At 32.1% G+C, this 13,933-nt stretch carries 18 protein-coding genes; 15 read left to right on the plus strand and 3 right to left on the minus strand.

The features are described 5' to 3' along the window. The first annotated feature begins 57 nt into the window (after nt 1-57). The 6 genes from rlmD to ACI5KZ_RS13215 all read left to right on the plus strand — a co-directional run bounded on the left by rlmD (nt 58) and on the right by ACI5KZ_RS13215 (nt 4,030). Nucleotides 58-1,470: a 23S rRNA (uracil(1939)-C(5))-methyltransferase RlmD gene (rlmD, locus tag ACI5KZ_RS13190; protein ID WP_406847882.1), complete on the plus strand. Its 1,413-nt coding sequence runs from the start codon at nt 58-60 to the stop codon at nt 1,468-1,470. Nucleotides 1,471-1,491: 21 nt separating this feature from the next. Continuing rightward, entirely contained in the window at nt 1,492-2,025 is a 534-nt protein-coding gene (locus ACI5KZ_RS13195; protein WP_109308070.1) for a DUF6452 family protein, read from the plus strand. Further along, nucleotides 1,997-2,722, plus strand: a complete 726-nt coding sequence (locus tag ACI5KZ_RS13200; RefSeq protein ID WP_406847883.1) for a DUF6048 family protein — start codon at nt 1,997-1,999, stop codon at nt 2,720-2,722. The genes ACI5KZ_RS13195 and ACI5KZ_RS13200 overlap by 29 nt, the downstream gene beginning before the upstream one ends. A gap of 130 nt (nt 2,723-2,852) precedes the next feature. After that, nucleotides 2,853-3,086, plus strand: coding sequence for a thioredoxin family protein (locus tag ACI5KZ_RS13205; protein WP_109308068.1), 234 nt, complete (start codon nt 2,853-2,855; stop codon nt 3,084-3,086). A gap of 1 nt (nt 3,087) precedes the next feature. After that, nucleotides 3,088-3,351 (plus strand): DUF2024 family protein, encoded by a 264-nt coding sequence (locus tag ACI5KZ_RS13210; RefSeq protein WP_109308067.1) that lies wholly within the window; start codon nt 3,088-3,090, stop codon nt 3,349-3,351. Between the two features lie 67 nt (nt 3,352-3,418). Then, nucleotides 3,419-4,030 carry a MarR family winged helix-turn-helix transcriptional regulator gene (locus ACI5KZ_RS13215; RefSeq protein ID WP_109308066.1) on the plus strand — a complete coding sequence of 204 codons (612 nt, stop codon included), beginning with the start codon at nt 3,419-3,421 and terminating at the stop codon, nt 4,028-4,030. Nucleotides 4,031-4,052: 22 nt separating this feature from the next. Here the strand turns inward: ACI5KZ_RS13215 and ACI5KZ_RS13220 are convergent, their stop codons facing one another. Beyond that, a complete protein-coding gene (locus ACI5KZ_RS13220; RefSeq protein WP_109308144.1) occupies nt 4,053-5,210 on the minus strand; it encodes a class I SAM-dependent RNA methyltransferase in 1,158 nt (385 codons plus the stop codon). Between the two features lie 221 nt (nt 5,211-5,431). Between ACI5KZ_RS13220 and ACI5KZ_RS13225 the strand changes: the two genes are divergently transcribed. From ACI5KZ_RS13225 to ACI5KZ_RS13240, 4 genes are all read left to right on the plus strand, one after another. After that, on the plus strand, nt 5,432-6,163 hold the full coding sequence (locus ACI5KZ_RS13225) for a bifunctional 2-polyprenyl-6-hydroxyphenol methylase/3-demethylubiquinol 3-O-methyltransferase UbiG (RefSeq protein WP_109308065.1): 732 nt from the start codon (nt 5,432-5,434) through the stop codon (nt 6,161-6,163). Between the two features lie 49 nt (nt 6,164-6,212). Then, the gene (locus ACI5KZ_RS13230) at nt 6,213-6,887 is read left to right on the plus strand and encodes a ZIP family metal transporter (protein WP_406847884.1); all 675 of its coding nucleotides are present in this window, start codon (nt 6,213-6,215) and stop codon (nt 6,885-6,887) included. Nucleotides 6,888-6,891: 4 nt separating this feature from the next. Beyond that, nucleotides 6,892-7,320 carry a DUF4268 domain-containing protein gene (locus tag ACI5KZ_RS13235; RefSeq protein WP_109308063.1) on the plus strand — a complete coding sequence of 143 codons (429 nt, stop codon included), beginning with the start codon at nt 6,892-6,894 and terminating at the stop codon, nt 7,318-7,320. An 86-nt stretch (nt 7,321-7,406) separates the two neighbouring features. Then, nucleotides 7,407-7,937: a DUF4833 domain-containing protein gene (locus ACI5KZ_RS13240; RefSeq protein ID WP_109308062.1), complete on the plus strand. Its 531-nt coding sequence runs from the start codon at nt 7,407-7,409 to the stop codon at nt 7,935-7,937. A gap of 14 nt (nt 7,938-7,951) precedes the next feature. On the opposite strand, the gene ACI5KZ_RS13245 is transcribed toward ACI5KZ_RS13240, so the two are convergent. Together ACI5KZ_RS13245 and ACI5KZ_RS13250 are read right to left on the minus strand one after the other, a co-directional pair. After that, nucleotides 7,952-8,596, minus strand: coding sequence for a hemolysin III family protein (locus ACI5KZ_RS13245; protein WP_109308061.1), 645 nt, complete (start codon nt 8,594-8,596; stop codon nt 7,952-7,954). Next, entirely contained in the window at nt 8,584-9,246 is a 663-nt protein-coding gene (locus ACI5KZ_RS13250; protein WP_109308143.1) for a DUF4294 domain-containing protein, read from the minus strand. Before ACI5KZ_RS13250 ends, ACI5KZ_RS13245 begins: the two co-directional genes overlap by 13 nt. A 113-nt stretch (nt 9,247-9,359) precedes the next feature. Between ACI5KZ_RS13250 and ACI5KZ_RS13255 the strand changes: the two genes are divergently transcribed. The 5 genes from ACI5KZ_RS13255 to accC all read left to right on the plus strand — a co-directional run bounded on the left by ACI5KZ_RS13255 (nt 9,360) and on the right by accC (nt 13,907). Beyond that, nucleotides 9,360-10,448, plus strand: coding sequence for a M42 family metallopeptidase (locus tag ACI5KZ_RS13255; RefSeq protein WP_109308060.1), 1,089 nt, complete (start codon nt 9,360-9,362; stop codon nt 10,446-10,448). Nucleotides 10,449-10,542: 94 nt separating this feature from the next. Next, nucleotides 10,543-11,094: an NUDIX domain-containing protein gene (locus tag ACI5KZ_RS13260; RefSeq protein ID WP_406847885.1), complete on the plus strand. Its 552-nt coding sequence runs from the start codon at nt 10,543-10,545 to the stop codon at nt 11,092-11,094. Nucleotides 11,095-11,112: 18 nt separating this feature from the next. Beyond that, nucleotides 11,113-11,787: a PrsW family intramembrane metalloprotease gene (locus tag ACI5KZ_RS13265; RefSeq protein ID WP_109308058.1), complete on the plus strand. Its 675-nt coding sequence runs from the start codon at nt 11,113-11,115 to the stop codon at nt 11,785-11,787. Nucleotides 11,788-11,888: 101 nt separating this feature from the next. Continuing rightward, complete coding sequence (locus tag ACI5KZ_RS13270) at nt 11,889-12,377, plus strand: acetyl-CoA carboxylase biotin carboxyl carrier protein subunit (protein ID WP_406847886.1); 489 nt, start codon at nt 11,889-11,891, stop codon at nt 12,375-12,377. An 87-nt stretch (nt 12,378-12,464) separates the two neighbouring features. Continuing rightward, nucleotides 12,465-13,907 (plus strand): acetyl-CoA carboxylase biotin carboxylase subunit, encoded by a 1,443-nt coding sequence (gene accC / locus ACI5KZ_RS13275; protein WP_406847887.1) that lies wholly within the window; start codon nt 12,465-12,467, stop codon nt 13,905-13,907. The last annotated feature ends 26 nt before the right edge of the window (nt 13,908-13,933 follow it).

Consider the following 13,933-nt stretch of genomic DNA (forward strand, 5'->3'; position numbering starts at 1 on the left):
TTTAAAGATAATTCAAATTACCTCTATTATATTTAATGCTATTATTATTTTTGTAGCATGTCTAGAAGAAAAAATAAAAAACAAATTTTTACAAACGTAGAAGTTATTGATGCTGGAGCTAAGGGAAAAACTATTGGTAAAGCTGAAGATGGAAAAGTCATTTTTTTACCAAATGCTGTTCCTGGAGATGTGGTCGATGTACAAACGTTTAAAAAACGAAAATCTTATTACGAAGGTAAAGCCATTGCTTTTCATAAACTTTCCGATAAACGTACAACACCTGTTTGCGAGCACTTTGGAACTTGTGGTGGTTGTAAGTGGCAAGATATGGGTTATGAACACCAATTGTTTTTTAAACAAAAAGAAGTGGTGAATAATTTAATACGTCTTGGACATTTAGAATTACCAGAAGTAACACCTATTTTAGGTTCTACAAACGAATATTTCTACAGAAATAAAATGGAATTTTCTTTTAGCGATAGTCGCTGGCTGACAATCGAAGAAGTGCAATCTGATGAAGATTTAGGCGATAGGAATGCTTTAGGATTTCATATTCCTGGTATGTGGGACAAAATTCTAGACATTAAAAAATGTCATTTACAGGCTGACCCTTCTAACGCCATTAGAAATGCCGTCAAAGAATTTGCTGTAAAAAACAATTTAGAATTTTTTAATACAAGAAATCAAACAGGTTTATTACGTACTTTAATGCTTCGAACATCTTCAACTGGAGATATTATGGTAATGATTCAGTTTTTTAAAGAAGATAAACTCAAAAGAGAATTGTTATTAGATTATTTAGCTGAAACATTTCCAGAAATAACCTCTTTACAATATGTTATTAACGAAAAAGCTAACGATACCATATACGACCAAGAAGTTATTTGCTACAAAGGACAAGACCATATTTTTGAAGACATGGAAGGCCTGAAGTTTAAAATTAACGCCAAGTCTTTCTATCAAACCAATTCAGAACAGGCCTATCAACTTTATAAAATAACAAGAGATTATGCAGGGTTAACTGGAAGCGAACTAGTGTATGATTTATATACAGGAACTGGTACTATTGCACAGTTTGTAGCTAAACATGCTAAAAAAGTTATTGGCGTAGAAGCTGTTCCAGATGCTATTTCTGCTGCTAAAGAAAATGCACAATTAAATGGTATTGAAAACGTTGAATTCTATGTTGGTGATATGAAAAATGTTTTTAATGAAGCATTTATTAAAACACATGGTCATCCAAATGTTATAATTACAGATCCACCAAGAGATGGCATGCATAAAGATGTGGTACAACAAATTTTAAATATAGCTCCAGAAAAGGTGGTTTATGTAAGTTGTAATAGTGCAACCCAGGCAAGAGACTTAGCTTTAATGAAAGATATGTATAAAATTACAAAAGTTAGACCAGTGGATATGTTTCCACAAACGCATCATGTTGAAAATGTTGTACTTTTGGAAAGACGATAAACGTCATTTAATTATTTGTGAATGAAAAAATATAGATTTTTAATAATTCCTTTACTAGTGCTTTTTGTAACCCTTTTGAGTTGTGAGAAGGACGATATCTGTTCTGAGACTACAGAAACAACTCCTAACATGCACATCGTATTTTACGATATCAATTTTCCAAGTACAGATACACCAAAAAATGTAAAAAAATTACGAGTTACTGGAATTGGAGATCCAGATCCTGGGGTTGTATCGACTTATGATGGTAGTAAATCTGCTAAAGAAGTATATCTTCCATTAAAAACGACAGAAAACAGCACACAATTTATTCTTCATAAAGATTATAAAATAGACGAAGATGACAATGTTTTAGGAAATCCAGATACCATAACTATTAGTTATGTGAGAAAAGAAGTTTTCGTCTCTCGTGCCTGTGGTTACAAAACTATTTTTGAAAATGTAGTTGTAACTGTTGAAGATGATGGAGATAAATGGATACAAATAGCACAAGCCGTTAACGACAATCAAACTGTAGAGCATGAAGATGACATACATTATAAAATATTTCACTAATCCGTTTTTTATTTTACTTCTTTTTTGTGCTACTACTCAGGCTCAAAACGATAGTATTATAAGCACCAAAACCGATTCCATAAAACACAAAGAAAATTATGGGCTTCGTTTGGGTGGCGATTTAAGTAAAATAATAAAGTCTTTAATAGACGATGAATATAAAGGATTCGAAATCAATGCCGACTTTAGGCTTACACGAAAGTGGTATTTAGCAGGCGAATTTGGAGCTGAAGAAAAAAACACAATCAATGATTATATTAATGTTACTACCACAGGAAGCTATTTTAAAGCTGGAGTAGATTATAATGCCTATGAAAATTGGTATGGCATGGAAAACATGATTTATGGTGGTTTTCGTGTTGGAGCAAGCACTTTTAGCCAGACCTTGAACAGTTATGGTGTGTATTCGCAAGATCAATATTGGACACCACAATTCATGTCTAATGAAGGAGAAAAGTTTAGTGGGCTTTCTGCCATTTGGGGAGAATTTATTATAGGTTTAAAAGTTGAAGTTCTAAATAATTTATACTTAGGTCTGAATGCCCAATTTAAATACATGATGAGTCAAGACGAACCTGAAAATTTTGAAAATGTTTATGTTCCAGGATTCCACAAAACATACGATAGTGGTGGATTTGGCTTTGGTTATGGTTATTCTATTTCTTATCTAATTCCCTTATATAAAAAGGGTAAATAACCCGTTTTATTTAACTCCTTCCCTATTTTATTTAAGAATAAATATGTTAAAACTTAGAATTAATTTTATTTAGTTAGGATTCCTTACTATATTTGTTTTGCAATAGTGCAATTAATTTAAATTTATTATCATGACTAAATCAATTTTTTATCACGCTGGGTGTCCTGTGTGTATCAGTGCAGAACACGACATCATTGAACTAGTAGGAAAGAACAATGTTGAAGTTGTTAATATTGGAGAAACCAGAAATAGAATTGAAGAAGCCGAAAAAGCAGGCGTAAAATCGGTTCCTGCTATGGTAACACCAACTGGAAATGTACTTCATATTAATTATGGTGCTTCTATGGCAGATGTAAAAGGATAAGATGAAAGTAGCTGTTTGGGATACATATGTCCAAAGAGAAAATGGTTTAATCATGCATTTCGACATTTTAGTACCTAATAATATTGTTGATGAAAAAACCATTTTTGAATATGGTAGAACCTATTTAAAAGCAAAACCTTTTAAAACAGGTAAATTAACTTCAAGCGAATGTCAATTTTGCCATATAGAACAAGCCACTGAAACCATTATCAACAACATTGAAAAAGTGGGCTTCCATATTATTGAAATGGAACATTGCAACTAATTTAATTAGGATAACTAACTTTGCCTATCAAGTTTGTTCTTGATAGGCAATTTTATAAATACAACTTATGACAGATTCTATATTCAACCCAGAATTTCAAAATCAAGACACGTCTAGTAAAATTATTGTGGCTTTAGAACGTATTTCTGAAGCTTTTAAAGTATTGCTTTGGGAAAAAGCGAAGGCGTTTGGATTAAGTCCTATTCAAATACGTATTTTAATTTTTATTGCTTACCACAAACAAGACTTTTGCAATGTTAGTCATTTAGCAAATGAGTTTAATATTACAAAACCAACCATTAGCGATGCCGTAAAAGCACTTTTGAATAAAGGTTTTATAGAAAAAGATTTTTCATCATCAGACAGTAGAAGCTATACTATTATTTTGTCACCTTCAGGAAAAGAAATTATCAAGCAAACTGAAAATTTTGCCAATCCCATAAAATCAAAGTTGGATGACTTAGATTCTTATAAGCTAGACGATTTGTTTAAAACTTTGAGCGAAGTAATTTATAAATTAAACCAAACTGGAATATTAACAGTACAAAGAACCTGTTATGGTTGCAAGTTTTACAAAAAAACAAAGGATTCCCATTTTTGTAACCTATTAGAAAAAGAACTACTAAGCTCAGATATTAGAATCGATTGTCCAGAATTTGATGCTAGGGAAATTTTATAATACTTAATATTTCCTACTAAAACTAATCATTATACTTAGCTTTCTTACTGCCTTCATACATCACATATTTTACTAATCTGGCTTCTAACTTAGCATTTACCAAATGTATTTTTCTTGAAGGACGTAATCCTACATGTTTTAGAGCATCTAAATTAGATGTAATAAACCACGCATCTGTTCCTGGATAACCTTGCTTAAGTGTGTCTCCAATGTTTTTATAGAATTCCTCCATATCAATATCTAAACGTTCGCCATAGGGAGGGTTAAAAACCATATGTAGCTTGTCTTCTCCTGCCTTTTGCGTTTTAAAAAAATCTTCATGTCTTATAGACACAAATTCTTCTAAATGGGCATTCTTTATATTATCGTTGGCTTTTTCTACTGCCGAAGGCGATTTATCGTAACCCATTATTTTATAATGAAAATCTCTAGTTTTACTTAAAAGAGATTCTTCAATTTTTTCAAATAATTCCACATCCCAGTCAGCCCAACGCTCAAATGCAAATTCTTTTCGCATTAAATTAGGTGGAATATTGCAAGCAATCATCGCTGCTTCAGCCAAAATGGTTCCACTTCCACACATAGGATCCATAAAATCGCTCTGTCCATCCCAACCAGAAAGCATGACCAAACCTGCTGCAAGCACTTCGTTAATTGGCGCAATATTCGTGGCTGTTTTATAACCACGTTTATGTAATGAATCTCCAGAAGAATCTAAAGAGATATGACAAATCTCTCTGTCTATATGAACGTTAATTTTTAAGTCTGGAAATTTTAAATCCACATTAGGCCTTTGTCCTGTGGTATCTCTAAATTTATCCACTACAGCATCCTTGGTTTTCTGTGCTATATAGAGAGAATGGGTAAACACATTAGAGTTTATGGTTGCATCTACTGCTAAAGTCCCTGATGGTTTTAAATAATTTTCCCAAGACATGCTATAGATTTTATCGTATAAATCTTTCTCGTCTTTAACTTTAAAAGTCTGAATAGGCTTTAAAATTTTTATAGCAGTACGCAACCCTAAATTAGCTTTGTACATAAATCCTTTATCTCCAGTAAAACTAACATTTCGAACGCCAGTTTTCACATCCTGAGCTCCAAGTTGTGTTAGTTCTTTTGCTAGTAATTCTTCAAAGCCAAATAAGGTTTTGGCAACCATTTTATAATTATTCTCCATTGCAGACATTAAATAGGTTGCAAAAATACAGTATTTTTGTGGCAACTTAAATTAATTGGGTTAAGGATTGAGCAATTGTTGGAGCTCTTTTTATTGTTAGCTTGAGTGCAACCGAAAGGTCAACAATAAAAAAGCGACTTGTGAAAGCCTGACTCTACGTAGTTGGAACGCAGTAGTGGAACCTCCAAATAAAACAACTTTTGCCTGTACAAGAAATGAATATGACTAAAAACACAACACAATGGTATGCTTCGTGGTTCGATACGCCATATTACCATATTTTATATAAAGACAGAGATCATGATGAAGCCCAAGTATTCATGGATAATCTTACCAATTATTTGAATCTGCCTGAAGATGGAGAGATACTTGATTTGGCATGTGGTAAAGGCAGACACTCGGTGTATTTAAATTCTTTAGGCTTCGATGTTACTGGAGTTGATCTATCTGAAAATAGCATTGCTTATGCCAAACAGTTTGAAAACAAGAATTTGCATTTTGAGGTTCATGATATGTGTAAACCTTTCAATAAAAAATTTGATGCCGTTTTTAATTTGTTTACTAGTTTTGGTTACTTTGAAAATGAAACGGATAATTTAAAAACCATTCAAGCCATACAAGCTGACTTGAACGACTTTGGTTTTGGTGTGATTGATTTTATGAATAGTGATTTTGTGATAAACAATCTAGTACCTGAAGACTCGAAAACAGTTGAAGGTATTGAATTTCATTTAAAACGCTATGTCAAAGACGGCTATTTATTTAAAGATATTTCTTTTGAAGATAACGGTGAGAAATTTCAGTTTCAAGAACGCGTTAGAGCTTTTAGTTTGAAAGATTTTGAAACACTTTTTGAAAAAGCAGGCGTCCATTTATTAGATGTTTTTGGCGATTATAAATTACGTAAGTTTGATAAAAATTCATCTGAACGATTAGTTATGATTTTTAAATAGGTCTATAATTGGCATTAAATTTCACTCAGATTTCTGAGTTTTATTATATATGAATAAATACTTATTACCTGTATTTGCAGTCCTTCTTGGCGCTTTAATTGTTTTAGTTTTAAAACAAAAAAGAAGTTTGTTTACTAAACTTCTACTCTCTTTTAGTGGTGCTTTTTTATTAGCCTTAACACTATTTGATTTGCTTCCAGAAGTGTATCAACACTTAGAAGCCAAACAAACTGGATTATTTATTATGTTTGGTATTTTACTGCAAATAATCTTAGAGTTTTTCTCAAAAGGTGCCGAACATGGGCATATTCACATCCATAAAAACAGTAGTCAGTTTCCTTGGTTGTTATTTATAAGTTTATGTATACATAGTTTTTTAGAAGGCTTTCCTATTCATCAACATAACGATATGGTTTATGGTGTTTTAATACATAAAATTCCTATTGCAACTTTAATCACTAGTTTCTTAGTGCAATCTAACTACAGCAAAATGCAGATAGCAGGATTTCTAATTTTATTTGCTGCTATGACACCTCTTGGTACGTTTATATCCAATAATACCTCTTTGCCAGAAAATTATATTAATTTTATTAATGCTATCGTTATAGGAATCTTTTTTCATATTTCTACAGTTATTCTGTTTGAAAGTAGTGAAGGACACAAATTTAATTTATCAAAATTATTAGCCATCTTTTTTGGGGTGGCAATTGCTTATTTAATTTAATGATATGTTTAGCAAAGAAGAATCTAGATTACTTAAACAAGAATTTTGGACCAGTTTTGGAAAGTCTTTTCCAAGAAAATGGTTGTTGTACGATACAAAAATTAAAGGATTAAGTTTTAAGTTTCATTTCGATACCAAACAAGCCTTAGTTGCTTTAGATCTGGAAGACGATTTAGAAGATAGAATCAATCATTGGGGCAAACTAATAGCTTTAAAATCCATCCTATTAGACGAATTCTTACCAGAAGCTATTTTTGAGGAGGAATACTTTCTAGAAAATGGCAAAGAAATTTCTAGAATCTATGTGCTTTTGGATGCTTCAGCGTCTATTCACAATAAAAAATCATGGCGAATTGTAATGGAATTTTTTAATGAGAACATGAGTAAATTTGAAGCTTTTTTTGAGGAATATCAAGATATTATTAAAGGTTAAATCTGAGATTTATTAGTATTAATATGAGTGTATATAATAAATGGCATCAATATTATTATTAAATTTAAACTTTAGTTAAAGTACTTATGAAAACCTTCTTTACGACATTAATTATATTTTCAACAACAACTCTTGCTTTTGCTCAAGATAATTACCCTATTCCAGAAAAAACCCCAACGCGACTTTTTTATATTCAACATAGCAATAATTCGAACACCTTTGTATATGATGCAAATATTATTAACAATACGATAAACAAAGAAAAACCTATAAATGAATATCGGATATTATATACCGAAGATGGAGCAATAAAACCTTTAACAGGGCTTCAAAAGCGTATGGCTTATGGCTTAACTATAGATTTTCAATCTCCTACTCTATATAAAATGTATTTAGAAGCTAGCAAAAAAATACCTTTTTTCCTGACACTTGATTCAAATTCAAAACCAATAGTATACATTACCGTAAATAACAATAAAATGCTTTTAGATCGGATTTTTGTCAAACTAAAAGGCACTTTTTCTCTAATTCATACAGAAGTAGATTATATTCTATTTGAAGGAAAAGATTTTGTGACTAAACAAGATGTATCTGAAAAATATGTTATTTCGAACTAGCTTGTTTCAAGTTATTATATCACATAAAAGAATATTAGTAAGAAATGGCAAATGGCACCACCTAATACAAATAAGTGCCAAATAACGTGATTAAAAGGAATTTTATGAATGGCATAAAAAATAATTCCTAAAGTATAAAACAACCCTCCAGCAAAAAGCAATAAAGTACCGTTTGTTCCTATATATTCAGCAAGATTAGAAAAATCTACAACAATTAACCATCCCATTATTAAATATAACATCACTGAAAACACTTCGAATCTTCCAGTGAAAAATATCTTTAAAACAAGTCCTAAAAGTGCAATCCCCCAAACCACCCAAAATATAGGCCAACCCTTACTTTGTTCCAAAGCTATTAAAGCAACTGGAGTATAAGTTCCAGCAATGAGCAGATAAATACTAATGTGGTCTATAATTCTTAAATAATGTTTTTGTTTTTCAGATTGAACTGCATGATATAATGTAGACGAACTAAAAAGAATTATTATAGAAAGCCCGTAGACTATAACACCAAACAAACTCCATTCTGTTTTATCAGTATTAAAAACAATAAGTAAAATTAAAGCTGCAACTCCCATTAAAGCTCCTGCGCCATGGGTTAAAGCATTTAAACGCTCTTCTATTAAGCTCTGTATGTTATGGTTTTTTACTTCAGCCATTTTTCTGATAACTCTAAAAAGTCAAATTTTATGGCAGCATCTTGACGTTCAAGCAAACCACTTTGAAAATTTCTCTGGAGCACATCTTCTATTAAATAATCTTCTTTTACATTTTCAGGATCATAAACCTCTTTGAGCGAAATATTAAATAAGTTTGCCGTACTATTAAACCAAAAAGCACGCCAACCACTTCGCAATCTTTTAATTAAATCGAAGGTAGTTTCCCCTGTTTGCCTATAAATGAGCTTCACTAAAATCTGTCCTTCTGTTCTTGTTAATTTTTTTAATTCTTCAGAAAATTCATCTTCAATATAACTTTGAATAATCTTAGCATATTTTTTCTGATCACTTTTCTTTTTTATTTGGTCTATACGTTCATTTAAAGATTCTAATCGTTCTGCTGCCATTTTAGCATAAGGATATACTTTGATGGTTTTTCGTCTTAGAATTAAATAACGTCTTCTATCTTCTTTACTATTAAATTTAAGTTTATGTAGGAGTAAAACTTCATCTAAATCAATAGCCGTATGTGGTATGGAGTCGCCTTCAATAAATATATACTCAACATCATAATCATCAACGTCCAAAGAATCAATCTGGCTTTGAGCAAAAAAAGGTAAAAATAAAAGTATGTAAAATAGTTTTCTCATTACAGAAATTATATCTAAAATCATTCCAAATGCTTTGGTAAAATTAATAATTTACCAAAGCATTAACCTTAAAATACTATTAATATTATTATTTTAGTGCAAAATAATTTAACATGGCAAAAAAGAGCATTTTAAACAAAAAATCGATCGATTTTCTAGAAACATATTTAAACAATGCAGCTCCAACGGGTTACGAATGGGAAGGGCAAAAAATCTGGATGAATTATCTAGAACCTTATGTAGATGAATTTATTACAGATACCTATGGTTCAGCTGTTGGTGTTGTAAATCCAAAAGCAAAATTCAAAGTGGTCATTGAAGGGCATGCCGACGAAATTTCATGGTATGTGAACTATATTACAGACAACGGATTAATATATGTCATTAGAAATGGCGGGAGTGACCACCAGATTGCACCTAGTAAAATTGTTAATATACATACCAAAAAAGGTATTGTTAAAGGTGTTTTTGGATGGCCAGCAATTCATACCAGAAATAAAGCTAAAGAAGAAGCCCCTAAACCAGATAATATTACCATAGATGTTGGTGCTAAAGATAAAGCTGAAGTCGAAAAAATGGGTATTCATGTTGGGTGCGTTATAACATATCCAGACGAGTTTCATGTTCTGAATAAAGATAAATTTGTTTGTCGTGCCTTAGATAATAGAATGGGTGGTTTTATGATTGCTGAAGTGGCACGCTTACTTCATGAAAACAAAAAGAAATTACCTTTTGGACTCTATATAACAAATTCTGTTCAGGAAGAAATTGGTTTACGTGGTGCAGAAATGATTACGCAAACTATTAAACCAAATGTAGCGATTGTAACTGATGTAACACATGATACCACTACTCCAATGATTGACCAGAAGAAAGAAGGTCATTTAGAACTTGGCTTAGGTCCTGTTATTGCTTATGCTCCTGCAGTACAGCAAAAACTAAGAGATTTAATTACTGATACTGCTGAAAAAAATAAAATCCCTTTTCAGCGTTCTGCGCTTTCAAGAGCTACTGGTACAGACACAGATGCTTTTGCTTATAGTAATGGTGGTGTAGCATCGGCTTTAATCTCTTTACCTCTTCGATATATGCATACCACAGTAGAAATGGTACATAGAGACGATGTAGAGAATGTCATTAAACTTATATACGAAACGCTACTTAAAATTGAAGATGGCGAAACATTTTCGTATTTTAAATAAACAGCTAAGCTGCAGCTGAGAAAAAAAATCTTGAAGGTTGTCTGAAAAGTTCAGTTTGATGAAAACAATACTTTTCAGGCAGCCTTAATTTAATATGACCGAAGAACTCATAGACATAGTCACCAAAACAGGCAAACCAACTGGTAAGACTGCGTTAAAGTCGGAAATCCACAAAAAAGGCCATTATCACAACACAGCTCATGTTTGGTTTTACACCAAGGCTGGTCAAATATTGTTAGCTCAACGTGCCTCCTCAAAAACTATTTGCCCCTTACTTTGGGATGTATCGGTTGCTGGACATGTGGATGCTGGAGAAACTATTAAACAAGCAGCTATTAGAGAAACTCTAGAAGAAATTGGCTTAGTTGTTACTGAATCCAATCTACAAAAAATTGGAGTTTTTCCTTGTTTTCAATCATATGACTTTGGAATTATAGATAATGAATTTCATCATACTTATATTATTGAATTAAAAGTAACCCTCAATCAATTAAAACCTCAATTAGATGAAGTTGAGGCTTTAAAACTGATAAGTGTACAAGAATTTGAAGAATTACTAACGTTTTCTGAAAATAACAACCATTTAATCCCTTCAAACAGGACATATTATCAATTTGTTCTAAAAAACATTTTGCAACAATTATAATTTTACTATTTTCATTTAATGAATCTACTTTTAGCTGCTATTGCTCCAATTATTGCTATCATTCTCTATATATATTGCAAGGACGAATATGAAAAAGAGCCTCGAAGATTACTCTTATTTAATTTTTTATTAGGTGCCATTATTAGTGTTTTAATTACTACTATTTTGTATTATGGTACGGATAATCTCCTCCCCTTAAATGATGAATATAGCATCATACAACAATTTTTAAAAGCCTTTCTGGTTGTTGCATTTATTGAAGAGTTTAGTAAATATATTATAGTTCGCTATGTTGCCCAACCAAATAAAGAATTTAACGAACCTTACGATGGCATTATGTATGCCGTAATGGTTTCCATGGGCTTTGCTGCAACCGAAAACATCATGTATGTTTTAGAAGGAGGTTACCAAGTGGCTCTTTTAAGAGCTTTTACGGCAGTCCCTGCACATGCTACTTTTGCTGTACTCATGGGTTATTTTATGGGAAAGGCTAAGTTCTCAAAAAACAAGTATCAGTATAATTTATTAGGATTATTTTTAGCTGTTCTTTTTCATGGCGCATACGATTTCTTTTTGTTTATCGATTTTATACCAGGTATTTGGGTAGGTGCATTTATTTCTTTATTTCTTGGTTTGTATCTATCTGGAAAAGCAATAAAATCGCATCAAAAAAACTCACATTTTAAAGTTTGATTTTTCATTCGGTTTACCATCATTCACTAACCTCTATCCTGTTATAATAATTTAGATTAGCCGTATAAATCCTTATATTTACAACTTCAAATAAAAATTATATGAGTCAATCTTACAAAGTAAACGTTAATAAAACGTTTGATTTTGATATCACTTCAAAAGAAATTTCAATGCTGGACGTTATTGAAATTTCACAAAATTATTTTCATGTTTTACAAGAAAACAGTTCTTATACATGTGAGATAATAGCATCTGATTTCAACTCCAAAACATATAAAGTAAAAATTAACAATAACAGTTATAACATAAACATTTTTAACGATTTAGATATACTAATTAAAGATATGGGATTTGAAGTTGGCGCCTCAAAGAAGGTCAACGACATCAAAGCACCAATGCCAGGATTAATATTGGATATCAACGTGAAAGTTGGACAGGAAGTTAAAGAAGATGATGCCCTTTTAGTTCTCGAGGCCATGAAAATGGAAAATGTTTTAACCTCTCCTAGAGATGGAATTATTAAATCTATTTCTGTAAATAAAGGGGATGCTGTGGAAAAGAATCAATTATTAATAGAGTTTGGTGCATAATGCACATTTTCTACTGCAAGGATTTAAAAACCTTGTAGGTATTTTAAATAAATAAAAATTCTTCCTTTTAGGAAATTTAAGACGGAAATGAAAAAAATACTAATAGCAAACAGAGGAGAAATAGCCATTCGTGTCATGCGAACTGCAAAAAAGATGGGCATTAAAACAGTTGCTGTTTATTCTACAGCCGACAGACACGCACCACACGTAAAGTATGCAGACGAAGCTGTTTTAATTGGAGAAGCACCTTCAAATCAGTCTTATTTATTAGGCAATAAAATTATAGAAGTGGCAAAAAGCTTAAGTGTAGACGCCATCCATCCAGGATATGGTTTTCTAAGTGAAAATGCCCATTTTGCAGAATTATGCGAAGAAAACAACATCATATTTATTGGTCCTAAATCCAAAGCCATAAAAATTATGGGTTCTAAATTAGCAGCGAAAGAAGCTGTTAAAGCCTATAACATTCCTATGGTGCCAGGAACGGATGAAGCCATTACAGATATAGCTGTGGCAAAAAAGATTGCTACTGAAATTGGGTTTCCAATTCTAATTAAAGCCTCTGCAGGTGGTGGTGGTAAAGGTATGCGTGTGGTGGAAAAAGAAACTGATTTCGAATCTCAAATGGATCGTGCTATAAGCGAAGCTGTAAATGCTTTTGGAGATGGTTCGGTATTTATTGAAAAATATGTCAGTTCGCCTAGACATATTGAAATTCAAGTGATGGCAGATGCACATGGCAACATCATTCATTTATTTGAAAGAGAATGTAGTATTCAACGTCGCCATCAAAAAGTCGTTGAAGAAGCTCCTTCCTCAGTCTTAACGCCAAAATTACGTCAGCAGATGGGCGAAGCCGCTATAAAAGTAGCTAAATCTTGTAACTATCTTGGAGCTGGAACTGTGGAGTTCCTATTAGACGATAACCTCAATTTCTATTTCTTAGAAATGAACACCCGTTTGCAAGTAGAACATCCTGTAACCGAATTAATAACTGGGACCGATTTGGTTGAGTTACAAATTCGAGTGGCTCGTGGTGAAACCCTTCCATTAAAACAAGAAGATTTAAAAATAACTGGTCACGCCTTAGAATTGCGTGTCTATGCCGAAGACCCATTAAACGATTTCCTTCCAAGTGTTGGAAATTTAGAAGTTTACAGATTACCTGTTGGCGAAAATATTAGAGTAGACAATGGTTTTGAAGAAGGTATGGACATACCAATCTATTACGATCCGATGCTTTCTAAATTAATCACCTACGGAAGCACTAGAGATGAAGCTATACAACTAATGATTCATGCTATAGAAAACTATCAAATTGAAGGTATTCAAACTACCTTACCTTTTGGATTATTTGTTTTCAAACATGACGCCTTTAGATCTGGAGATTTCGACACCCATTTTGTAAAGAAATATTATTCACCAGAAGCCTTATTGGAAGAACAAAAAGAAGAGGCAAAAATAGCAGCTACTTTGGCATTACAGCAATATTTAGAAGATCAGAAACTATTACGAGTTCCTTTAAAATAATTTAAGACTTAATTATCAGTGCTTCT

It is taken from the genome of Xanthomarina sp. GH4-25 (assembly GCF_045363175.1).
GTDB lineage: Bacteria > Bacteroidota > Bacteroidia > Flavobacteriales > Flavobacteriaceae > Xanthomarina.